The 21,717-nt window shown below is 72.4% G+C and carries 25 protein-coding genes; 3 read left to right on the top strand and 22 right to left on the bottom strand.

The genetic code is table 11. From position 1 onward, the window contains the following. Positions 1-7: 7 nt before the first annotated feature. A complete protein-coding gene (locus tag ABZX85_RS04550) occupies positions 8-1,627 on the bottom strand; it encodes an FAD-dependent monooxygenase (protein ID WP_355862486.1) in 1,620 nt (539 codons plus the stop codon). A gap of 381 nt (positions 1,628-2,008) precedes the next feature. On the opposite strand from ABZX85_RS04550, the gene ABZX85_RS04555 reads away from it, so the two are divergent. Together ABZX85_RS04555 and ABZX85_RS04560 are read left to right on the top strand one after the other, a co-directional pair. Beyond that, positions 2,009-3,022, top strand: coding sequence for a methyltransferase (locus ABZX85_RS04555; protein WP_355862487.1), 1,014 nt, complete (start codon positions 2,009-2,011; stop codon positions 3,020-3,022). 29 nt (positions 3,023-3,051) lie between these two features. Then, the gene (locus ABZX85_RS04560) at positions 3,052-4,650 is read left to right on the top strand and encodes an FAD-dependent monooxygenase (protein WP_355862488.1); all 1,599 of its coding nucleotides are present in this window, start codon (positions 3,052-3,054) and stop codon (positions 4,648-4,650) included. Between the two features lie 892 nt (positions 4,651-5,542). Here ABZX85_RS04560 and ABZX85_RS04565 read toward each other — a convergent pair. From ABZX85_RS04565 to ABZX85_RS04635, 15 genes are all read right to left on the bottom strand, one after another. Next, positions 5,543-5,740, bottom strand: a complete 198-nt coding sequence (locus ABZX85_RS04565) for a ferredoxin (RefSeq protein ID WP_355862489.1) — start codon at positions 5,738-5,740, stop codon at positions 5,543-5,545. Positions 5,741-5,745: 5 nt separating this feature from the next. Beyond that, the gene (locus tag ABZX85_RS04570; protein ID WP_355862490.1) at positions 5,746-6,897 is read right to left on the bottom strand and encodes a cytochrome P450; all 1,152 of its coding nucleotides are present in this window, start codon (positions 6,895-6,897) and stop codon (positions 5,746-5,748) included. A gap of 115 nt (positions 6,898-7,012) precedes the next feature. Further along, a complete protein-coding gene (locus ABZX85_RS04575) occupies positions 7,013-7,681 on the bottom strand; it encodes a TenA family transcriptional regulator (RefSeq protein WP_355862491.1) in 669 nt (222 codons plus the stop codon). Between the two features lie 27 nt (positions 7,682-7,708). Continuing rightward, positions 7,709-9,550, bottom strand: coding sequence for an asparagine synthase (glutamine-hydrolyzing) (gene asnB, locus ABZX85_RS04580; protein WP_355862492.1), 1,842 nt, complete (start codon positions 9,548-9,550; stop codon positions 7,709-7,711). After that, positions 9,538-10,722, bottom strand: a complete 1,185-nt coding sequence (locus ABZX85_RS04585) for a nucleotide disphospho-sugar-binding domain-containing protein (protein WP_355862493.1) — start codon at positions 10,720-10,722, stop codon at positions 9,538-9,540. The genes asnB and ABZX85_RS04585 overlap by 13 nt, the downstream gene beginning before the upstream one ends. 192 nt (positions 10,723-10,914) lie before the next feature. After that, complete coding sequence (locus tag ABZX85_RS04590) at positions 10,915-11,772, bottom strand: NAD(P)-dependent oxidoreductase (protein ID WP_355862494.1); 858 nt, start codon at positions 11,770-11,772, stop codon at positions 10,915-10,917. Positions 11,773-11,798: 26 nt separating this feature from the next. Next, positions 11,799-12,110 (bottom strand): antibiotic biosynthesis monooxygenase family protein, encoded by a 312-nt coding sequence (locus ABZX85_RS04595; protein ID WP_355862495.1) that lies wholly within the window; start codon positions 12,108-12,110, stop codon positions 11,799-11,801. Beyond that, a complete protein-coding gene (locus tag ABZX85_RS04600) occupies positions 12,100-12,417 on the bottom strand; it encodes an antibiotic biosynthesis monooxygenase family protein (RefSeq protein WP_355862496.1) in 318 nt (105 codons plus the stop codon). Before ABZX85_RS04600 ends, ABZX85_RS04595 begins: the two co-directional genes overlap by 11 nt. Continuing rightward, complete coding sequence (locus tag ABZX85_RS04605; protein ID WP_355862497.1) at positions 12,417-13,169, bottom strand: SDR family oxidoreductase; 753 nt, start codon at positions 13,167-13,169, stop codon at positions 12,417-12,419. The genes ABZX85_RS04600 and ABZX85_RS04605 overlap by 1 nt, the downstream gene beginning before the upstream one ends. A 22-nt stretch (positions 13,170-13,191) precedes the next feature. Next, positions 13,192-13,650 carry a DUF1772 domain-containing protein gene (locus ABZX85_RS04610; protein ID WP_355862498.1) on the bottom strand — a complete coding sequence of 153 codons (459 nt, stop codon included), beginning with the start codon at positions 13,648-13,650 and terminating at the stop codon, positions 13,192-13,194. Next, positions 13,647-14,105 carry an SRPBCC family protein gene (locus ABZX85_RS04615; protein ID WP_355862499.1) on the bottom strand — a complete coding sequence of 153 codons (459 nt, stop codon included), beginning with the start codon at positions 14,103-14,105 and terminating at the stop codon, positions 13,647-13,649. Before ABZX85_RS04615 ends, ABZX85_RS04610 begins: the two co-directional genes overlap by 4 nt. 28 nt (positions 14,106-14,133) lie before the next feature. After that, complete coding sequence (locus ABZX85_RS04620; RefSeq protein ID WP_355862500.1) at positions 14,134-15,351, bottom strand: ketosynthase chain-length factor; 1,218 nt, start codon at positions 15,349-15,351, stop codon at positions 14,134-14,136. Next, on the bottom strand, positions 15,348-16,637 hold the full coding sequence (locus tag ABZX85_RS04625; RefSeq protein WP_355862501.1) for a beta-ketoacyl-[acyl-carrier-protein] synthase family protein: 1,290 nt from the start codon (positions 16,635-16,637) through the stop codon (positions 15,348-15,350). Before ABZX85_RS04625 ends, ABZX85_RS04620 begins: the two co-directional genes overlap by 4 nt. After that, complete coding sequence (locus ABZX85_RS04630; RefSeq protein WP_355862502.1) at positions 16,634-17,068, bottom strand: cupin domain-containing protein; 435 nt, start codon at positions 17,066-17,068, stop codon at positions 16,634-16,636. The genes ABZX85_RS04625 and ABZX85_RS04630 overlap by 4 nt, the downstream gene beginning before the upstream one ends. Continuing rightward, positions 17,065-17,400 (bottom strand): TcmI family type II polyketide cyclase, encoded by a 336-nt coding sequence (locus ABZX85_RS04635; protein WP_355862503.1) that lies wholly within the window; start codon positions 17,398-17,400, stop codon positions 17,065-17,067. Before ABZX85_RS04635 ends, ABZX85_RS04630 begins: the two co-directional genes overlap by 4 nt. Positions 17,401-17,580: 180 nt before the next feature. Between ABZX85_RS04635 and ABZX85_RS04640 the strand changes: the two genes are divergently transcribed. Next, complete coding sequence (locus tag ABZX85_RS04640) at positions 17,581-17,946, top strand: SchA/CurD-like domain-containing protein (RefSeq protein ID WP_355862504.1); 366 nt, start codon at positions 17,581-17,583, stop codon at positions 17,944-17,946. A 60-nt stretch (positions 17,947-18,006) separates the two neighbouring features. Here the strand turns inward: ABZX85_RS04640 and ABZX85_RS04645 are convergent, their stop codons facing one another. The 6 genes from ABZX85_RS04645 to ABZX85_RS04670 form a co-directional block, all read right to left on the bottom strand. After that, on the bottom strand, positions 18,007-18,459 hold the full coding sequence (locus tag ABZX85_RS04645; RefSeq protein WP_355862505.1) for a DUF1772 domain-containing protein: 453 nt from the start codon (positions 18,457-18,459) through the stop codon (positions 18,007-18,009). Next, the gene (locus ABZX85_RS04650; RefSeq protein WP_355862506.1) at positions 18,456-18,845 is read right to left on the bottom strand and encodes a SchA/CurD-like domain-containing protein; all 390 of its coding nucleotides are present in this window, start codon (positions 18,843-18,845) and stop codon (positions 18,456-18,458) included. The genes ABZX85_RS04645 and ABZX85_RS04650 overlap by 4 nt, the downstream gene beginning before the upstream one ends. After that, positions 18,845-19,579, bottom strand: a complete 735-nt coding sequence (locus ABZX85_RS04655) for an SDR family oxidoreductase (protein ID WP_355862507.1) — start codon at positions 19,577-19,579, stop codon at positions 18,845-18,847. Before ABZX85_RS04655 ends, ABZX85_RS04650 begins: the two co-directional genes overlap by 1 nt. After that, the gene (locus ABZX85_RS04660; protein ID WP_355862508.1) at positions 19,576-19,845 is read right to left on the bottom strand and encodes an acyl carrier protein; all 270 of its coding nucleotides are present in this window, start codon (positions 19,843-19,845) and stop codon (positions 19,576-19,578) included. The genes ABZX85_RS04655 and ABZX85_RS04660 overlap by 4 nt, the downstream gene beginning before the upstream one ends. Before the next feature lie 94 nt (positions 19,846-19,939). Further along, positions 19,940-20,716 carry an AfsR/SARP family transcriptional regulator gene (locus ABZX85_RS04665; protein ID WP_355862509.1) on the bottom strand — a complete coding sequence of 259 codons (777 nt, stop codon included), beginning with the start codon at positions 20,714-20,716 and terminating at the stop codon, positions 19,940-19,942. 73 nt (positions 20,717-20,789) lie between these two features. Continuing rightward, positions 20,790-21,557, bottom strand: a complete 768-nt coding sequence (locus tag ABZX85_RS04670) for a thioesterase domain-containing protein (RefSeq protein ID WP_355862510.1) — start codon at positions 21,555-21,557, stop codon at positions 20,790-20,792. Positions 21,558-21,717 lie beyond the last annotated feature (160 nt).

Below are 21,717 nucleotides of genomic sequence, written 5' to 3' on the forward strand. Positions count from 1 at the left end.
ACCCCTCTCAGACCGACGCCGGCGTGTGGCCGGCCGCCCGGGCGATCACGTCCGACAGCACCGCCAGCGGATCGCCCGCGAGACCCGGCGAACGCCACGCCACGAACGCGTCCGGACGGACCAGGACCGCGCCGGACGCGCCGACGCCGTAGACGTCCGTCCACTGCCGGGCGTCCCGGTCGCTGGGCTTCAGGGCCTCGCCCGCGCCGACCGCGTGGGTGCGCAGCGGGACGCCGAGCTTCTCCGCGACCTTCGTCGCCGCCTGCGCCCAGGCGGCGCCCTCGGGGCCGGTGAGCAGGACGTAGGAGTCCCAGAACAGGTCGATCGTGGAGATCGTCTCCTCGCCCCTGCGCAGCCACAGGTGGGGGGCGCGGGTGCCCGGCTCGCCCGTCAGCTCCAGGTCCGGGGAGAGGACCTTGGCGCCGGGCGCGGCGATCACCGAGGAGGAGCGGTAGCGGTAGCCGAGCGTGATGATCACGTCGTCCACGAAGTCCGCGCGGTCCTGCTCGGTGGCGTACCCGTGCCGGATGCGGTTGCGGACGAGGGCCTGCTCCGACATGGCCGTGCCGAGCGGGCGGCGCTCCGCGTCGTACGTGTCCAGCAGGGTGTCCGTGCCCCAGCCCTGGAGGGCCGCGGCCAGTTTCCAGGACAGGTTGTGGGCGTCGTGGATACCCGTGTTGGCGCCGAAGCCGCCCGCCGGGGGGTGGACGTGCGCGGCGTCGCCCGCGAGGAAGACGCGGCCCTCGCGGAAGGTCTCCGAGACGAGCTGGGCGCCGCGCCACGGGACCTTCGCGACGACCTCCACGTCGATGTCGCGGCCGGCCGCGCGGCGGACGATGTCCCGGCAGCGGTCGTCGTCGAAGTCCTCCGGCTTCTCGCCCTTCTCCGGGTAGTAGAGGGGGGTCGCGAGCCAGGGGTCGCAGCCGTGCAGCCGGGACAGGCCCATCAGGGTGCCGCCCGCGCTGGCGTAGCAGAGGATGAACTTCGCGTCCTTGAGGAGGACCTCCAGTTCGGGGGCCCGGAAGTAGATGCTCAGGGCGTCGAAGACGGTGCCTCGGCCGCTGCGCGGGACGCCGAGGGACTCCCGGACGCGGCTGCCGGCGCCGTCGGCGCCCACGAGGTAGTCGGCGCGGATCGTGTACCGCTTGCCGCCGGTCTCCTCGGCGATCGCGGTGACGCCGTCCTCGTCCTGCTCGAAGGAGATCAGGCGGGTGCCGAAGCGGACGTCCGCGCCGGACTCGCGGGCCTTGTCCGCGAGGACCTTCTCGTAGCGGTCCTGGCCGCAGCCCATGACGCGCTCCGGGCTGACGGTCGGGCCGTCCAGGGACGGGGCCTCCAGGAGGACCGCGTCGTCGATCTCGGCGAAGGTGTGGACCTTGATGATGCCGCCCTCGAAATAGGCGTGCGAGTCGCCCATCTCCAGGGCCCTGATCTCCGGGCCGAGGCCGGCCGCGCGGAACAGTTCCATCGTGCGGGCCTGGAGGCCGGGGGCGCGGGGGAGGGTGGAGGTGCTGTCGCGCTTCTCCAGCAGCATCGTGCGTATCCCTCGGCGGCCACTGAACAGGGCGGTGGACAGCCCTACGGGCCCCCCGCCGATGATCAGCACCGGAATCCTCACGTCGTACATGCGTGTCCCCTCTGGACGATCCGGACGGTCGGACGGACGCGAGATGAATAGCTGCGCGGGCTCAAGGGGTGGTGGAGAGGGGGTTCGGGGGTGAAGGGCTGTGGGGCGGGTGCGGGTTCGTTGTGGCTTGTCGCGCAGTTCCCCGCGCCCCTGAAAAACGTGGCTGGTCGTCGTGTTGGAGGGTGCGGGTGCGTTGTGGCTGGTCGTGCCCCGCGGCGGAGCCGCATATCGATACAGCCCCGCGCCCCTGAGAAGACGTGGCTGGTCGCCGTGCAGCGGATCGCACCGGTCGGGTTCGAGGGGGTCTCGACTTTGGGGTGGGAGGGTCCTCGGGCCGCGGGGCAACTCGGCCATCGTGGGCGCTGGAAGGAGTACACGCGGATGTCGCACACCATTCCGGACGTCGGGACCCCTGCTGGGATCATTCGGCTGGGGAACATGTTCTGTGACGCCAAGGCGCTGCTGACGGCCGTCGAGCTGCGGTTGTTCACGGTGCTGCACGAGAAGGGGGAGGCGAGCGAGGGGGAGATCAAGGAGGCGCTGGGCCTGCACGGGCGGGGGCTCGGGGACTTCCTGAGCCTGCTCACCGCGCTCGGGCTGCTGGAGCGGGAGGGGGGGATCTACCGGAACGCCGCCGGGGCCGACACGTATCTCGTGCAGGGGGAGAAGACGTACGTCGGCGGGTTCCTGGAGAGGTCGAACCGGAACCTGTACCCGGCGTGGGGGAGGTTGTCGGAGGGGCTGCGGACGGGACAGCAGCAGTCCGGCAGTGACTTCGACGCCGTCACGAAGAACCCGCACATCCTGCGCCAGTTCGTCGGGATGATGGACGCGCTGACGCACGTCGTCGGCCCGGAGCTGGCGCAGAAGTACGACTGGTCGGGGCACGCCTCCGTCCTCGACGTCGGCGGCGCCCGCGGCAACCTCTGCTCCATCATCACCAAGCACCACCCCCACCTGACCGGCCACGTCTTCGACCTGCCCGCGATGGAACCCCTCTTCGACGAGCGCGTCGCCGAGGACGGCCTCACCGAGCGCGTCACCTTCCACGGCGGCAGCTTCTTCACCGACCCGCTGCCCACCGCCGACGTCGTCATCCTCGGCCACGTCCTGCACGACTGGGACGAGAGCCAGCGCGCCGCCCTCATCGCGAAGGCGTACGACGCCGTCAACCCCGGCGGGACCCTGCTGGTCTACGACCGGATGCTGGAGGACGAGTCCACGCACATCGAGAACCTCGTCATCAGCCTCGACATGCTCCTCGTCACCGACGGCGGTGAGGAGTACCCGGTCTCCGAGGCCGTCGCCGTCGCCAAGCGCGTCGGGTTCGCCGAGGTCGAGGTCTCGCCCCTCAGCGAGTACGACACGCTCGTCGTCTGCCGCAAGAAGCCCTGAACCCCGCCGCCACAGAGAGGAGTTCGTCCATGAGCAAGGCGCCTACCGAGGTACAGGTGCTGATCGTCGGGGGCGCGGTCACCGGCCTGTCGACCGCGGCCTTCCTCGCCCGGCACGGGGTCAGTACCCTGGTCGTCGAGCGGCACCCCGACACCCTCAGCCACCCCCGCTCCCGGGGGATCAACCCCCGTACCGTCGAGGTCTACCGGCAGGCGGGCCTGGAGTCCCGGATCTGGGCCGAGGCGAGCCTCGCCACGGACTTCAGCAAGCTCCAGATGATCAGGGCGCGGACGCTGGCCGCCGAGGAGCACTTCGCCGGCCCCACCGACAGCCCCGACCCCAGCGGGGAGGTCAGCCCCTGCGAGTGGGCGCCGATCGACCAGGACCGGCTGGAGCACGTGCTGCGCGAGCGGGCCGGTGAACTCGGCGCGGAGCTGTCCTTCGGGACGGAGCTGGTCTCCTTCGAGCAGGACGACGACGGCGTCACCGCGGTGCTGCGGGACCGGGAGAGCGGGGCCGAGCGGACCGTCCGCGCGCGGTATCTGATCGCCGCCGACGGGGGGCGCAGCCCCGTCCGCACCGGGCTCGGGATCGAGCTGGACGGGCCCGGGGAGTTCGCGACGACCGTCTCCGTGCTGTTCGAGGCGGACCTGAGCGAGGCCGCCCGGGGGAGGCCGGTCGGGGTCTGCTACCTCGACGAGCCGGCGCCGTCGACGATCCTCTTCGCGCACGACGGGGACAAGCGGTGGATCTTCGCGACGCCGATGCCGCCGGACACGACGCTGGAGACGGTGACCGAGGTGCAGGCGGTCGGGCTGGTGCGGGCGGCGATCGGGGTGCCGGACCTCGATGTGCGGATCGTTCCGCAGCTGCCGGCCGGCGGGGCGAAGTGGCTCAGCTTCGTCATCGGGGCGCAGGTCGCCCGGGAGTACCGGCGGGGGCGGGTGTTCCTCGTCGGGGACGCGGCGCATCTCGTGCCGCCCACCGGGGGGTTCGGGGCGAGTCTCGCGATCCAGGACGCGCACAATCTGGCGTGGAAGCTGGTCGCTGTGCTGGACGGGAGCGGGGGTGAGTCGCTGCTCGACACGTATCAGGCGGAGCGGCAGCCCGTCGCGTGGATGACGCTTCAGCAGACCATGGCGATGATGCAGGACCGGACCGGGCAGGAAGGGGGCGAGGACGGGGGGCTGTCTCCCGCGGACAGCTACAGCACGACCGTCTTCGGGTACCGGTACTCCGAGGGGGCGCCGGTGCTGCCTCGGCTGCTTTCCGGGGAGCCGGGGACTCGGGCGCCGCATGTTCCTCTGTCGCGGGACGGGGAGTCGGTATCGTCGCTGGATCTGTACGGGGCCGGGCCTGTTCTGGTCACCCCTGCGGCCGGCGGGGCCTGGGAGGCGGCGGCCTCTGCGGTGGCGTCCCGGCTGGGGGTCTCCCTCGCGGTGCACCGTCTCGGTACGGGTGGCCTCGCCGACCCCGCCGACACGTTCGCCTCCCGGCACAGCATCGGTTCCGACGGGGCCGTCCTCGTCCGTAGCGACGGGTTTGTCTCCTGGCGGTCGGCTTCCGCCGGGGAGAAGCCGGAACAGGAGCTGACGGAGGCGGTCCAGCAACTCCTCGGCCGAGCCTGATCCCCACTCCACAACGCCGGACAAGCTGAAACTCAGCTTGTCCGGCGTTGCTGTTCGGGAGGGGGGACGGAGGGCTGGGTGGGTTGGGGGTTGTCGGGCGGGTGCGGGTGAGCTGTGGCTGGTCGCGCAGTTCCCCGCGCCCCTGGGGGGAGGGTGGCTGGTCCGGTTTGCCGGGTGCGGGTGCGTCGTGGTTGTTCGCGCAGTTCCCCGCGCCCCTGAAGGAGTGGGTGCCCGTGAGTGGTTGGGTGCGGGTGCGTCGTGGCTGATCGCGCCCACGCGGCGGTAGCCGCACATCGATACGGCCCCGCGCCCCTGAGGCTCGTGGGGGTCGCTGAGTTCTGTCGGGTGCTGCTGCGCTGAGCTTCCCCGAGTGGCTACGTTCGCCTGCCGCCTGCCGCCTGCCGCCTGCCGCCTGCCGCCTGCCGCCTGCCGCCTGCCGCCTGCCGCCTGCCGAACGGCGCCCGGCGTCCGGCGTCTGGGGATGGTGCTTGCCCGGGGTTGGGCCGGGTAGTTTTGCCCGCTGCCCGCTGCCCGCTGCCCGCTGCCCGCTGCCCGCTGCCCGCTGCCCGCTGCCCGCTGCCCGCTGCCCGCTGCCCGCCGAACGGCGAACGGCGAACGGCGAACGGCGAACGGTGGTTCTGGATGCCGACCTGCGTACGGCGCCCGCCGGCCGGAGCACGTCCGCTGCCACGTCTTGTGCAGCCGACGCCGCACGCACACCCCCCCCGCGCACCCGACGCCCGCCCAAGAACCCCCCCCGCCCCGCCACCTCACCCATCCCCTACGCCTGCCCGCGTGACCCCCACCCCCTGCCTGGCCCCCATGTGTCAGGGCGTGCGGAGGCCCGGGAGCCGTTGGGGGGTCCCGGGCCTTCGGGTGTGGGTGGAGAGAGTCAGTCTGTGTCGATGATCTTTATGGAGTTGGTGGGGCAGGCTCGGGCGGCTCGGTGGACTTCTTCTTCCTGGGCGGGGGTGGGGTGGGGGTTCAGGAGGAGGACTAGGCCCTCTTCGTCCTGGTCGAAGATGGCGGGGAGGCGGTAGACGCAGAGGCTGCTGACCGCGCAGGTGGAGGGGGTGGTGACTATGCGCATGGGGCTCACCAGTCGACCGGGATCTCGGTGAAGCCCTCCATGAAGCCGCCCAGGGCGCGGGGGAGTTCCTCGGCCGGTTTTGCCAGGCGGATGTCGGGGAAGCGGCGCAGGAGGCTCTCCGTGGCGATCTGGAGTTCCATGCGGGCCAGGGCCGCGCCCACGCAGTAGTGGATGCCGGCGCCGAAGGTCATGTGGTGGTTCTCCTGGCGGCGGATGTCCAGCTCGAAGGGGTTCTCGAAGACCTCGGCGTCACAGTTGGCCCCCTCCTCGGAGAGCAGGACGCTGGTCCCCTTCTTGATGACGGACCCGTCGGAGAGCGGGATGTCCTCGACCGCGTAGCGCATCGTGCCGACCGAGGAGCCCATGATCTGCGTGCGGAGGAGCTCCTCGACCGCCGAGGGGACCAGGCTCCAGTCCGCCTGGATCTCCCGGACCAGGTCGGGGCGGTTCAGCAGCACCGCCGTCCCCGTACCGATCTGGCTCGCCGTCGTGACGTACCCGGCGATCAGCAGCCCCTGGCACCAGAAGTGCAGCTCGTGCTCGTTCATCCGGTTGTCGTCCTCGTCGCGGACCCGGATGAACTCGCTGATGAGATCGTCGGCGGGGTTCTCGCGCTTCGCCTCGATGAGGTCACCGAGGTACTTCCACAGGTTCTGCCGGGCCTTGCCGATCTCCTCCGGGGGCAGCTTCGTGACGGCGAGGAACCCGTCGACGTACCCCCGGAACTGGTCCCGGTCCTCGGCGGGCACGCCGAGCAGCTTGCAGATCACCTTGATGGGGAGGGGGAACGCGAACGCCTCGTTCAGTTCGGCGGGGCGGGGGCCGGCGGCCATCTCGTCGAGGAGTTCGTCCGCGACCTCCTGGACGTACGGCCGCAGCGCCTCGATCCGCCGCGCGGTGAACGCCTTCGTCACCAGCGACCGCACCTGCGTGTGCTTCGGCGGGTCCGGGTCGATGTGCGGGTCCATGAACAGGTCGTTGTCCTTGGAGATCCGCGCGCAGTCGGGCCGCGCGATGTTCCGCGACAGCCGCTTGTCGGCGAACAGGGAGCGGACGTCCTGGTAGCGCGTGACGAGCGTCGCCGTGTCACCGCTCGGCAGCGTCACCTCCATCGCGGAGGCGCCGTGGACGTCCCGCAGCGCCCCCGGCATCTCCATCGGGGGGCTCCAGGCGAACGGATACCTCGGCGGGTTCGAGGCATGGGGGCACACTTCGGGGCTCACGTCGGCAGTCACATCGATCCCTTCACAGACGGTACGACGGTCATGGTTTTCACAGCGGCCAGCCCGACCGGGACCAGGCGGCCTCGGCGAACGCCCACTCGTAGCGGACGCTCGTCGTGAAGTACTGGACGAGCTCGGCGCGGCCCGGCACGGCCATCCGCTCCCCGAGCTCGTCGTAGGCGGTCATGAAGGCCCGGACGGCGAACCGGTAGCCCTCGCCCGGGTGGTACGCCTCGATCCACTCGGCGTAGCGGGAGCCCGGCGTGTGCCGTTCCAGGAGGTCGTCGGAGATCCGGTGGTTGAACCAGACCATCGGCAGCAGCGCCCCCATCCCCGCGGCGACCGTCGAGGCGGTCGCGGCGTGCAGGAAGGTGCAGTGGGCGTGGGTCGCGGCCGTGACCTCGGGCGTGTCCGACACCGCCGGCAGCTTCAGCCGGGGCGTCAGCTCGGTGTACGCGGTGCGCAGCCGGTCCCGGGCCTCCAGGGAGCCGGTGACCGAGCGGGCCAGCAGCGCGGCGTGCTCGTCCCACCGGGTCGCGGCGGCGGTGCGGGCCATCGCCCGCGCGTAGGCGGGCAGCAGATGGGCCGTGTCCTGCTCGACGAAGTGGGCGAGGGACTCGGGCGGCAGCGAGCCGTCCCGCAGCCCCGCCCAGAACGGGTGCTCCTTGACCTTGGCGAGCACGGGCTCGGCCAGCTCCTGGAGTTCCTTGCTCAGCACGGCTTCCTCCTCCTTGGAATGGACGGGTCAGAGATCGAGGCGCACCCGCTGCCGGCGCAGCCAGGTGTCGAGCTGGAGGACCATCTCCACGTCACGCCGCTCGCCCCACCCGCTGACCTCGATGGGCCGGTCCTGCGCGGAGAGCCGGGCGCACGCCTCCCGGTCGAGCAGCGGACCGACGGGCCCGGAGGGGTCGTTGACGACGGCGTCGAACCGCTCCTTCAACACCCGCCCGTAGCCCGGGTCCTGAGTGATCGGGAACGGGCTCTTGCGCCGCTCGGTGACGGACGCGGGCAGCAGATCCGCGACGGCGGAGCGCAGCACGCTCTTCTCCCGGCCGTCGGCGGTCTTCATCTCCCAGGGGATGTTGTAGACGTACTCGACGAGCCGGTGGTCGCAGTACGGCACCCGCAGTTCGAGACCGACGGCCATGCTGAGCCGGTCGTCGCGGGTCAGCAGCAGCGGCATCCAGCGGGTGAGGTGGACGTGGCTGACCCGCCGCATCCGGTGTTCGAGCTCCGACTCCCCCTCCACGCGCGGGACTTCGGCGATCGCGTCCGCGTACCGCTGGGCGGCGTGCCCGGGGACGTCGATCTTCTTCAGCAGCCCCGGGTCCAGCAGGCCGGTGCTCATGCCGTGCGGGGCGACCTTCAACCCCATCGTCACCCACGGGAAGTTGCCGGTGTCGACGAGCGACGGGTCCTGGAACGAGCGGTAGCCGCCGAAGAGTTCGTCGGCCGCCTCGCCCATCAGGGCCACCGTCGAGCGCCGGCGCACCGCGCGCAGCAGCAGGTACAGCGAGCGGTCCATGTCGGGGATCGGGCGCGGCAGGTCCTGCGAGAGCAGCGCCGCCGCGTCGACGACCGGGTCGACGAGGTCGGCCGTCCGCAGCACCACCGGCTCGTGGTCGGTGCCCACGTGCCGGGCGACCTCGGCGGCGTACGGGGCGTCGGGGTCCTCGTGCCAGAAGTCCTTCTGGAAGCGTTCCGTGTGGCCCTCGAAGTCGACGGCGAAGGTCCGCGGCCGGCTGCCCGAGCGGGCGGCGAGCGCGACGATCGCGCTGGAGTCGACGCCCCCGGAGAGCAGCGTGCACAGCGGCACGTCGGAGACGAGATGCGCCTCGACGGACTCGGCGAGCAGCCCGCGCACGGTCTCCACGGTGGTCGCCGTGTCGTCGGTGTGGGGGCGGTTCGGCAGCGTCCAGTACGCGGACTCGGTGACCCCGCCCGGCCCGACGACCGCCGTGTGCCCGGCCGGCAGCTCCCGCACGCCCCGGTACACGGCGTGCCCGGGGGTCGCGATGTACGCCAGCAGCTCCGCGAACCCCTCGGCGTCCACCGCGCACTCCATCGCGGGGTGCGCGAACAGCGCCTTGGGCTCGGAGCCGAACAGCAGGCCCTGCGCGGTCGTCGCGTAGAACAGCGGCTTGATGCCGACCCGGTCCCGGGCCAGGAACAGCCGGCCGCGGCCCGGGTCCCACACGGCGAACGCGAACATGCCGTCGAGGTGCTCGACGCACCGCTCGCCCCACTCCAGATAGGCCCGCACCACGACCTCGGTGTCCCCGGCGGTCCGGAACCGGTGCCCCCGGCCCTCCAGGGTCCGCCGCAGCTCACGGAAGTTGTAGATCTCCCCGTTGTGGACGACGACGGCCAGCGTGCGGCCGTCCTCCTCGACCGTCATCGGCTGGGTGGAGCGCTCCAGGTCGATGACGGAGAGCCGGCGGTGCCCGAGGGCCGCTCGCCGGTCCGTCCACACGGCCTCGTCGTCGGGGCCCCGGTTGGCGAGGGCGGCGACCATCGTCCTTACGGCGGCCCCCTCCTCGGTCATGTCACGCCGGAAGTCGACCCAGCCCGCTATGCCGCACACGTGATCACCTTCGTCCGCAGTTCGTTCACGATGTCGGCGGGCGAGGGCAGTTCCAGCATTCGCGCCCGCAGCGAACGGGCCGTCTCCCGCACGCCCGCCCCCGCCACCGGGTCCAGCAGCCGCCCGGCCTCCTCGCGCAGCCGGCGCGGCGTCGCCTCGTCCCGGGAGAGCACCTCACCGGCCCCGGCGGCGAACACCCGCCCCGCGTGCCCGGTGTGGTCCGGCAGCTGCGGTACGAGGAGCAGCGGCACCCCGGCCCGCAGCGAGGCCAGCACGGTCCCCGCCCCGCCGTGCGCGACGACCAGATCGGCGCCCGGCACCAGGGTGTGCAGCGGGGCGTCCGCCACGACCCGCACCCGCGACAGCAACTCCGGTGCCAGCAGCTCGCGTTGGGCCGTCGTCACGGCGAGCACCACCTCGGTGTCCCGATCCGCCAGCGCCGCCGCGACGTCCCCCGCGAGGAACAGTTCGGGGCTGAGCCGCGCCATGGTGTGCCCCCACGTCACCAGCACCCGGCGCACCCCCGGCGCGGGCGCCGGCAGCGGGCCCGGCGAGACGCCGACGCCGTTGTAGGGGACGTGGCGCACCGGCATCCGGGCGTAGTCGGTGGGGACCTGGAAGGTGTCGGGACACGGGTCGACGGTGACCGTGCCGAGCGGGTCGAAGTCCGTGACGCCGTGCCGGTCCAGGATCGGCGCGAGCACCTCCGGCAGCAGCGTGCGGGCCCGCAGCATCAGGTCCGTGCCGTACAGCACGCGGATCGCGGGGACGCCGAGCGCGGCGGCGGCGATCGGGCCGGCCAGCGCCGTCGGGTCGTACGCGATCGCGTCCGGGCGCCACTCGCGGGCCAGCTCCACCAGGTCGTCCGTCATGGACTCGGCGTGCGCCGAGAACATCCGCAGGGCCCGGGGCCCTTTGCCCTCGCGGGGGGCCTGCGGTCCGCCCGCGGACTCGCCGGCCGACGACGGCAGGACGTACCCGCGCACCATCCCGACCGCGTCGACGTCGTCGCCGACCACCGCGGCCGGCAGGCCCGTGCGGTCGATCTCCGGCTTCAGCTCCGGCTGGCTCGCGATCAGCACCTCGTGCCCCGCCGCCCGGAACGCCGAGGCGAGCGGCACCAGGGCGTACAGGTGGGAAGGCCAGGCCCAGGTCGTGAACAGTACGCGCATGGAATCCGTCAGCCCCTTCATGACGTCGATGTCCCCGGCAGACCCGGGGCTCCGATGCAGAGCCGACGGTGAGCCACCCGCCTAGCGATCGGCTCGGAATCCGCTCGATCTCCCGGCGGGCCGCCCCGAGCCCGTTTCCGGGCATGCGGACGCCCCCCTCCGGCCCCGCCGGAAGAGGGCGCCCCCGTGCGCTCACGCCTGGTGCTCGGCGATCACCGCCGCGTCCTTCGCGCCGTCCCCGGCCGCCACGACCGCCGCGAACCGCTCCAGGACCGTGTCCAGGACCGGCACCGTGAGCCCCGCCGCGTGGGCGGCCTCGGTGGCGATGCGGACGTCCTTCGCCATCAGGTCGGCCCGGAAGAACGCCGGTTCGTACCGCCCGCCCTTCATCAGCGCCGCCCGGAACTTCATCACCACGGAGCTGAAACCGCTCTCCGCGATCGACGTGATGAGCTGCTCCCGGTCCAGGCCCGCCGCCACGCCGTACGCGACCGCCTCGGCCATCGAGGCGACCTGGGCGCCCAGCAGCAGGTTCAGGACGAGCTTCATGCTCGTCGCCGTGCCCGGCGCCCCCAGGTGCAGGACCTGCGAGCCGATCGCGTCCAGCACCGGACGGACCTCCGCGAAGTCCTCCTCGGCGCCGGAGACGTAGACGCGCAGCGCGCCTTCGCGGGCTTGCAGCGGGTTCCCCACCACGCACGCCTCGACCCGGCGCAGCCCCTTCGAGGCCAGCCGCCCGGCCGCCTCCCGGGCATAGCCGGGGGAGACCGTCGACGTGTCGACGACCAGCGCCCCCGGCTCCAGGACCGGCACCACCCGCCCGAACAGCACCTCGTCGACGGCCCGTTCGTCACTGAGGCTCAGCAGGACCACCCGCTGCCCCTCGGCGGCCCCCTCCGGCGAGTCCGCGACCACCGCCCCCGCCTCCACCAGCGGCTTCGCCTTCGCGGCCGTCCGGTTGAAGACGGTGAGCCGGTGCCCCCGCTCCACGAGCCGGTGTGCCATCCCGCCGCCCATGTTGCCCAGGCCGATGAACGCCAGCTGGTTCATGACTGCTCCTTCCTGCCGACAGGCGGTCAGTACGCGGCGTCGACCTCGTACACGGCGAACGGCTTGGACGCGCGGGTGTCGCGGAACGGGCGCAAGGGCGCCGTGTCGTCGCGGTGCTCGGCGCCCTGTTCCCACTCCAGGAACGCCGCCATGGACTCCCAGCGGCTCACCACGGCCAGCGCCGTCGGATCGGCGGGGCTGCGCAGCAGTTCGTTGCCGAGCATGCCGGGGACCTTCGCGAGGCGCTCGCTCACCAGGTGGTAGGCCGCGCGGACCTCGGCGAGCTGGCCCTCGTCGTGCGCGGCCTGGTACACCATCACCCGGACCTCAGCCGGCACGGCCCGCCGCCTCGCCCACGAGGTGCGTGACCAGCTCCATCGTGTGGAAGGAGCCGCCCTTGCGGAACGGGTGCAGGGTCGCCCGGTGCTTCAGGTGCTCCGGGCTGTCCTCGAACGCCCGGAAACGCGGCTCGTCCACCCAGTCGCTGACGATGTAGTAGGTGCTCTCCTCGGCGGTGGACCGGGACAGCGACTGGCCGAGGTTGGCCGGATGCCCGGTGACCGCGTCCGTGCCCTCGTGCCAGGCGCGTTCGAAGTCGGCCTCCTTGCCGGGCTCGATCTCCATGCGCAGCATCACCCGGAACATCAGGAGATCCCCCCGTCGACCCCGATCACGTTGCCCGTGACGTACCGGGACAGGTCGCTGGCCAGCCACAGCACCGCGCCCGCGACCTCCTCCGGCTTGCCGAGCCGGCCGAGCGCCGTCTTCGCGCTGTAGCGCTGCGTCATCAGCGTGCGCTGCTCCTCGGGCAGGTTGTGGAAGTTCTCCGTCTCGATGACGCCGAGCGCGAGCACGTTGAAGCGGATGCCCTTCGGCCCGAACTCCTTGGCCAGCGACCGGTTCAGGCCGACCAGCGCCGCCTTCGTCATCGTGTAGTGGGCGCGCAGCGGGATGCCCGCGTCGATCGACCGGGAGCCGATGCTGACCACCGACGACCCCTCGCCGAGCAGCGGCAGCGCGTGCTGGATCACCAGGTGGGCGCCGGTGACGTTGGTGGTGAGGATGCGCTGCCACTCCTCCAACGGCAGCTCGGCGTAGGGGACATGACTGATCGTGCCCGCGTTGTTGACGACCAGGTCGAGGCGGCCGAACCGCTCCCTCACCTGCTCCAGCAGGCCCGCGATCTCGGCCGGCTGCGAGAGGTCGGCGCGCAGGACGTGGTGGTCGCCGCCGGTCTCCTTCAGCTCGGCCTCCAGCGAGGCGACGTGCTCGCTCTGGTTCTGGTAGCAGGTGACGACGTCGACACCGGCGCGGGCCAGCGCGAGGACGATGCCCCGGCCCACCCCCCGGGTGCCGCCGGTGACGAGGGCCTTCTTGCCCCGCAGCGCGAGTTCCATGGTGTTCTCCTTGAGCGGTGGGTTACAGCAGGACGCCGAGGCCGGCGCAGTTGACCAGCAGCGCGGCGATGGTGAGGAGGCTGCGCCTGCGGTTCCAGGCGCCCCAGTCGTGGCGCGGGTCGCGGTCCGCGAAGTCCTCCGGCAGGTCGTCCGGGTCGAGGGTGCGCATCCACCGGTTGACCGGCACGTTCTTCACGACCGAGATGACGGAGGTCGCCGCGGCGAGCACGGCGGCCACCGCGAACGCGGCCCGCGCGGCCGGCTCCGGCGCGAGGAACGCCAGGGCCGTGTCGCAGCCGACCGTGCCGACCAGGCAGAGCGGCATCGCCGGGTCGTAGCGCGTCCCGAAGAACGCGTGCGCCTCCACGTACCGGTCGGCCGGCAGCGAGGCCAGATAGGGGAAGCCGCCGAGCTGCGTGCCGAACAGCACGCCGGCCGCGAGCCCGTTGAGCAGCAGCACCAGCGGGACGAGGAAGGTCACGACGACTGCCCCGCGGCCTCGACCCTCTCCTTGATGAGCGCCATCTGGACCTTCGTGTTGCGGTTGAGGTGCTCGGTCATCTGCTCGTCCGTCGCGGGCGCCTGCGGCTTCATGTGGAAGTCCTGCACCCAGCGCATCCGCACCCCGCCGCCGGGCTCCTCGGTGTACTCCCAGTAGATCTTCATGAAGTCGAACGGGCCCGTCTCCACCCGCTCCGCGTGCACGGTCCGCGACTTCGGGTCGCTCGTGCGCCGCGAGACCCAGCTCCAGACGTTCCCGTCCTCGTCCGGGTGCATCGTGAGCCGGAACAGGACGGTGTCGCCGTCGCGCTCCAGGATCTCCGCCTTCGCGTACTCGCTGAACAGGTCGGGCCAGTTCGGGACGTCGTCGGTCATCGTCCACACCAGGTCCATGGGGGCCTGGATGACGATGTGGTTGTCGGTGTGTCCGGCCATCGTTCTCGTACTCCTCACCAAGTCGGGATCAGCGGCCCAGGACCAGGGCCGAGGTGAACCCCCCGTGACCGCGCGCCAGCACGAGCGCGTGCCGCAGGGGGAGTTGCCGGGGACCGTCCGTGACCAGGTCGATCTCCAGGCCGGGCGCCGGACGCCGGGTCCCGGCGGTGGGCGGTACGACGCCGTCGCGCAGGGCCAGCAGCGCCGTCGCGACGTCCAGCGGGGCGCCCCCGCCGTACAGCCGCCCGGTGAGGGTCTTCGGCGCGGTGACCGGCACCCCCGACGGGCCGAACAGGGACATCAGCGCCTCGGCCTCGGCGCGGTCGTCCGCCGGGACGCCGGCGGCGTCCGCGAACACCACGTCGATGTCCCCGGGGTTCAACCCGGCGTCCCGCAGCGCCTGTTCGGCGACCCGGCGCAGCACCCGGGGCCGTCCCGTCTCGGCCGGCGGGTCGAAGCCGGCGGCGTGTCCGAGGACCCTGCCGTACCCCGGTCCGGCCCCCCGCGCCCCGGCCGACGCGGCGCTCTCCAGGACGAGGATCGCCCCGCCCTCCCCGGGCACGTACCCGCGCGCCTCCGCGTCGAACGGGACGTAGGCGCGGCCGGGGTCCTGGGAGGTGGAGAGCTTGCCGGTGGACAGCTGCGCCGTCAGCCCGTACGGGCACAGCGAGGCGTCCGTGCCGCCGGTCAGCACCAGCCGGGCGCCCTTCCCCGTCAGCCGCTTCGCCTGCGCGACCGCGTCGAGGCCGCCCGCCTGCTCACAGGCCAGCACCCCGCACGGGCCGCGCATCTGGTGACGGATGGAGAGCTGGCCGGTCGTCGCCGCGTAGAACCAGGCGATCGACTGGTAGGCGCCCACCCACGACGGCTCGTGCTGGTACAGCGCCGTCATCTCGCGCTGCCCGAACTCGGTGCCGCCCGAGGAGGACGAGGTGACGACCGCCATCTCGAACTCCGGGAGCTCCGCCAGGTCGACCTCCGCGTCCGCGAGCGCCTCCTCGGCCGCCGCGAGCGCCAGATGCGTCCAGTGGTCGGTCTGCGAGATCAGCCGCCGGGGCCGTACCGCGCTGTCCGCGTCGAACCCCGGCACCTCGCCCGCGAGCCGTACCGGATAGCCGGCCGCGTCGAACCGCTCGATCCGCCCGATCGCCGACTTCCCGGCGAGGACCGCCGCCCAGTGCGCCTCGACGCCGATCCCGGTCGGGGCGGTCACACCGATGCCGGTGATCACCGGCGCGGCCCTCATGCCCCGCTCCTGCCGGCCGCCGCCGCTGCCGTGCCCGGCCGGGCGAGGAGCATCGCGGTCTGGAAGCCGCCGAAGCCGCTGCCGACGCTCAGGATCACGTCCAGGGCGTGGTCGCGGGCGGTGAGCGGGACGTAGTCCAGATCGCACTGCGGGTCGGAGTGGTGCAGGTTCGCCGTCGGCGGGACGACCTGGCGTTGCAGGGCCAGCGCGCACGCCGCGACCTCGATCGAGCCGATCGCGCCCAGCGAGTGCCCGACCATCGACTTGATGGAGCTGACCGGGATGTCGTACGCGTGCGCGCCGAGGCTCCGTTTGAACGCGGCCGTCTCGTGGCGGTCGTTCTGCTTGGTGCCCGAGCCGTGCGCGTTGACGTAGTCCACGGCCGTCGGGTCCAGCTTCGCCTGGTCCAGGGAGACCCGGATCGCCTCCGCCATCTCCCGGCCGTCCGGCTTGAGACCGGTCATGTGGTAGCCGTTGCTGCGGCCCGCGAACCCCGCGATCTCCCCGTAGATCCGCGCGCCGCGCGCCAGCGCCGCCTCCCGTTCCTCCAGGACGAGGACGGCCGACCCCTCCGCCAGCACGAAGCCGTCCCGGTCCCGGTCGAAGGGGCGGGAGGCGTGCTCCGGGTCGGTGTTGTTCGGGGTCGTCGCCTTGATCGCGTCGAAGCACGCCGAGGTGATCGGGGAGAGGGGGGCGTCCGTCGCGCCCGCGATCGCCACGTCCGCGCTGCCCTCCTCGATGAGCTGCGCGGCGTGCGCGATCGAGTCCAGGCCCGAGGTGCAGCCCGTCGACACCAGCGCGACCGGACCCTCCGCGCCCACCTCCCAGGCGACCTCGGCCGCCAGGGTGCTAGGCACCATGTAGCCGTACAGGTGCGGGACGCCGTACTCGTGGTCGACGAGCCACTTGCGGCCCCGGTCGCTGAGGACGACGTACTCCTCCTCCAGGCCCATCGTGCAGCCGACCGCGCTGCCGATGCTGACTGTCAGCCGCTCCGGGGGCAGCGCCGCGAGGTCGATGCCGCTGTCCTCGACGGCCTCCCGGGCGGAGACGACGGCGAACTGGGCGGCGCGGTCCATCCGGCGGATCTGCTGGGCCCCGAGGCCCGCCGCGACCGGGTCGAAGTCGACCTCGGCGGCGACCTGGGAACGGAAGGGGGCCGGGTCGAAGAGGCTGATCCGGCGGGTCGCCGTGCGTCCCTCGGAGAGCAGCTCCCAGAACGCCTCCCGGCCGACCCCGCCCGGAACCACCGCACCGATGCCGGTGATGACGGCCCGTCGGCTCACGGCGTACCGCCCACGGACGGGTTCGCCTGCTCCGGGTGCTGGGCCGGCTCCGTGTCGACGTGGCCCAGCTCCGGGCGCGGGGCCAGCGGGGAGAGGTGGAAGGCGCACTTCGCCGTCGTGTCTCCGGTGTTCACCAGGCGGTGGCGGACGCCGATGGGCACGAGCAGGGAGTCGCCGGGGGCCAGGGTGATCGGCTCGCCGTCCAGGGTCATCGTGAGCGTGCCCTCGACGACGTGCAGGAACTCCTCCGAGTACGGGTGGTAGTGCTCGGTGATGTGGTCGCCGGGCTCCAGGGTCATGACGCCGCCGAAGCCGGAGGTGCAGCCGACGGTCTTGGGGCTGAGGGTGACCCGGATGTCGCCGCCGCGGCGGGTGTTGGGGACGGCCTCGTCCGAGGAGACCTTCACGGTGCGGGTGATGGAGGTGGTCACCGGATTCGCCCCCCGTCCTTCGTCCAGACGTAGAAGGGCTCGGCCATCGCGTCCTTCGGCTCCTTCCAGTCCGGGTCGTAGGGCTCGACGCAGGACGCGAGCCGGGTGTTGATGTCGTCGTAGAGGGGGTGGCTGCGGGCCCGGTACAGGTTCGGGGTGATGTCCTCGTCGGCCTCGACGAGGTGGAAGTACAGGCCGTGGAAGCGGAAGAGGGTGCGGCGGGAGACGCCGATCATCTTCGGGAGGTCGGAGGCGTCGGACTCGGCGAAGATCTCGGCGATGTCGTCGACTTTGTCCGGCTTCAGACGGGCGACGATCAGAGTGCGGTGCACGGCGTACCTCCTGGGCAACGGCGTCCGGCATCAGGTCGGTGCGGACCGTCGCACCGGTGTCTGGAGAGCCGCTCGAAACCACGTCCAGCAGGGGAGTGGTGCACGTGGGCTCGAGCGGACCCCGAGGGGGGTGGGCTGACCTGGGGGACCGATCCGAGTGTCCGAGCGAAGGAGCCGTCCATGCCGTTCGCGGCGATCACCTACGACATCAAGCCCGGCTGCGAGAAGGAACTCACCGAGATCTTCGGGAACTTCCGGCGGGTGCGCGGCAGCAGCGTCACCGACGAGGCGGGCAAGGAGGCCGGCACCATCCTCGCCACCGCCGTCTTCCTGCGCGACGACACGCTCGTGCGCGTCATCGAGTACACCGGCGACCTCGACGCCGTCGCGCGCCACATGGCGAACCAGCCGGGCGTCCGCGAGGTCGAACGCAAACTGAAGCCCTACCTCACCCGGCCCCGGGACACGGACACGCCCGAGGGCTTCGTCGCGACCTTCCGCCGCAGCCTGCTGACGACGGTCGCGGAGATCTCGGCGCGGGGATAGCGGGCGCGCGTGAGCCGTGCAGCCCTGGCCCGCCGACCGGGTCAGGGCTGCACGGGGTTCCTAGGAGGTGGTGACCGCCGTCGCCGTCACCGCCAGGGCCAGGACCGCGAGGGCGGTGCGCAGGAGGTGCCAGCGCCGCCACAGGGGGCGCGGGTCCTCCCAGTCCGCGGGGAGGGCGGCCGGGTCGGTGACGGACTTGACCCGGCGGTTGATGGGGACGTTGCAGAGGTGGGAGACGGCGGAGACGCCCACCAGCAGGACGACGGACAGCAGGTACAGGGCTCTGGACGTGCCCTCCGTCAGGGCCGCCAGGACGCCGTTCGCGAGGGCGCTGGACAGGACGATCACCGGCATCGTGGGGTCCCAGTTGCGCCCCAGGAGACGGTGCGCGTACACGTACGTCCCCGTCTCCATCGCGAACAGCGCCGGCACGACGCTCAGCGCGACCGCGAACAGCACCCCCGCCGTGATCCCGCCGCCGAGCAGCGCGGCGACCTCCAGCGGCCCCGTCATGACGCCGGGGCCGCCGCGGGATGCGTGTCGATCGTCAGCTGGGACACCGTACGCATCGTCGCGTTCCGGAAGTACTCCGCGAACCCCTGGTCGGAACGCGTCTCCCGCTCCTCGGCGAGATACGGCGCGAGCTTCTCCTCCAGGACGTGCACCCCCTTCTGCGCGGCCATGTGCCGGGCGACCGCCGAGAAGTCCCCCTCGTAGTGGATGACCCGGACGAGGACGTCGTCCTTGAGGAAGACGGCCGTCCCCAGCAGCCGCCCGGCCGCCGCGCCCCCCTTCCCCGCGAAGTCCGGCGTGTCCACCCGCTGGAACCCCGCGAAGATCGCGGCGATCTCCTCCTCGTGCCCGGGTTTCACCCGGTAGGTGATGGCTGCGTACGGCATCAGATACCTCCGTCGACTTCGAGCGTGGCGCCGGTGACGTATGAGGCCGTCTCCCCGGCGAGATACAGGACCGCCCCGGCGACGTCCTCGGGACGTCCGAGCCGGCCGAGCGCGGTCATCCCGGCGAGCCGGGACGCGAGCGCGGGCGGCAGCCCGGCCCCCGGCTCGGTCTCCGTCACCCCGGGCGCGACCGTGTTGACCCGGATGCCCCGGCCGCCCAGCTCCTTCGCGAGCGCCCGGGTGAACCCGACCAGCGCCGCCTTGGAGGCGCTGTAGTGCACACCGAGCGGCCGGCCCCGCAACGCCACCGAGGCGCCCACGTTGACGACCGACCCGCCGTCCGGCACCAGACCGACCAGCGCGTTCGTCACGAGGTACGCGGACGTCGCGTTGTGGTCCATCACCCGGTGCCACTCCGCCTCGGCGAGGTCCTCGAACTTGGCGTGACCGTCCACGCCCACGTTGTTGACCAGGACGTCCACCCCGCCGAACCGCTCGCGCACGGTCTCCGCGAGCAGCCGGGCGCCGTCGCCCGTGGTCAGGTCGGCCCGGACCAGGACGTGTTCGGCGCCCAGCGCCGTCAGCTCGGCACCGAGTTCCCGCACCGGCTCCCCGGCGGTGCGGTGGACGACGGTGAGGCGGGCGCCGGCCCGGGCGAAGGCCACCGCGATCGCCCGGCCGATCCCCCGGGTGCCGCCGGTGACCACCACCCGGGCGCCGTCGAAGCCGCTCACCGGGCCACTCCGGCGCCCGGCGCCTCCTTGATCATGTTCAGCAGCAGCCGCGGGGTCTCGGCCTCCATCACCGCGTCGTCGGACAGCACGATGCCGTGCCGCCGGGTGATCAGACCGGTCACCTGGAGCAGGGCCAGCGAGTCGTAGCCGAAGTCCAGGAACGGCGTGTCCAGGGCCTCCTCGCTGTCGAGGCTCGTGCCCTCCTCCGGGGCTCCGACGCATTCGAGCAGCAGCTCGCTCAGCTCGGCCAGGGTGATCTCGCTCATCGGCGTACTTCCTTCCGTGAGTCGGTTGTTCGGGGATTTCTCGGGGACGGGGAAGTTCAGGGTGGGGAGAGTCCGGGACGGCTTTCGCGAGAGGTCAGCCGACCTTCGCGAGATGACCGGACGGCATCCCCACGTCGAGGTCCAGCAGGGACGAGCCGAGGACCGCCCGCTGGAGGTGCTCGATACCGGGCGAGGGGTCCAGGCCGAGGTTCTGGCCGAGCGCCGTCCGCAGCTGCCGGTACGTCGTCAGGGCGTCGCCCCGGCGCCCCGCCCGGTAGAGGGCGACCATCAGCTGGCCGTGGATGCCCTCGTTCAGCGGGTAGCGGGCCGCGAGCCCGGACAGCTCACCGATCAGCTCATGGTGGCGCCCCAGCCTCAGGTCCGCCTCGATCCGCCCGTGCAGGACGCTCATCCGGGACTCCTCCAGCCGGGTCGCCTCGACGTCGAGCAGCGGACCGCGCTGCACGTCGACCAGGGCCCGGCCCTTCCACAGCGCCAGCGCCCGGCCCAGGTGGGCGGAGGCCGCCGACCAGTCGCCCTGCTCCAGCGAGCGGTGCCCGGCCGAGGCCAGCACCTCGAACTCCTGCATGTCGAACAGACCGCCCTGGGTGTCCAGCAGATAGCCGCCGGGCTCCGTGATCAGGACGCTCTTCGCGCCGTTCGGCAGACCCGCGCACTCCGCGCCGAGCGCGGCGGCGATGAGGGTGCGCAACTGGAGGATGTACGTCTGGAGGGTGGTCTGCACGCTGCGCGGCGGAGCCTCCCCCCACACCTCCTCGACCAGCGAGGAGACCGAGACGAGCTGGTTGGCCTGGAGGGCCAGCAGCGCGAGCACTTTGCGTGGTTTGACGGCGGTCGGAGTGACCGACACACCTGACTGAGTCGCTTTGAACGGGCCGAGTACACAGATGTCCATCCGCGGATCTCCTTCCACAACGAACACATCAGCCGACCTGAGGCAGCGGCATCTCGGCATGCAGCGCCGCTCCGACGGCAAGGGGCAGCTCACGGCCGCGGACGAAGAAATGCGCGCCGGGCATCGTCCGGAAGTGGAACCGGGAGCTGGTGCAGCGTTCCCACGCGCGGACCTCCGAGACGCCCACCATCCGGTCGTCCCGCCCCGCGAAGGCCCACAGGGGGCACGGCAGCGGAGGGGACGGCACCGAGCGCAGCCGGCGGGCCAGCCGCAGGTCCGCCCGGAGGGTGGGGAGCGTGGCCCGCAGCCACTCGGGGCGCCCGAGCAGCAGCTCGGGCACGCTGTCGTCGTCGGCGAGCAGGCCGACCAGCTGCTCGTCGCTCACCCCCGGCCGCGCCGCCGCCTCCAGCAGGAGGGACGGCAGGTGCGGGGCGGGGCAGGCGCCGACCAGGACGACCTCGGGAGGCCGCCGGCCGGTCGCGACGAGATGCAGGGCGAGCCGGTGGGCGACCAGCGCGCCGAGGCTGTGCCCGTAGAAGGCGTACGGCACGTCGAGCAGCGGACCGAGGTCCTCCGTGAGCTCCTCGACGAGCCGGTCCGCGTCGGTGAACGGGGCTTCCCTGAGCAGGGACTCCCGGCCCGGCAGGCGCACCGGGAGGACCGCGACGCCGGCCCCCACCCGTTGGCGCCAGCCCGCGAACGTCATGGCACCCGCTCCGGCGTGGTGGAAGCAGAGCAGCCTCCGTGCCGGGGCGTCACCGCCCGCCGTCGGTCGAGTCGCGAGATAGCGAAGCATCTCCCGGAGCCCCCTTCCGTACGATGCCTTCCGGCGAGACGACTCCGAGCCTCACCGCGTCCTCTGGAAACGCGCTCAACGAGCGGTGGAGCGGGGGTCGGAGAACAGCCCACCCCTGCTGCCGGGTCGCTGAAACCCCCAGATCAGCGGGGTTTCAGGG

Origin of the sequence: Streptomyces sp. NPDC004539 (assembly GCF_040610055.1) — a bacterium.
Classification (GTDB): Bacteria; Actinomycetota; Actinomycetes; order Streptomycetales; family Streptomycetaceae; genus Streptomyces.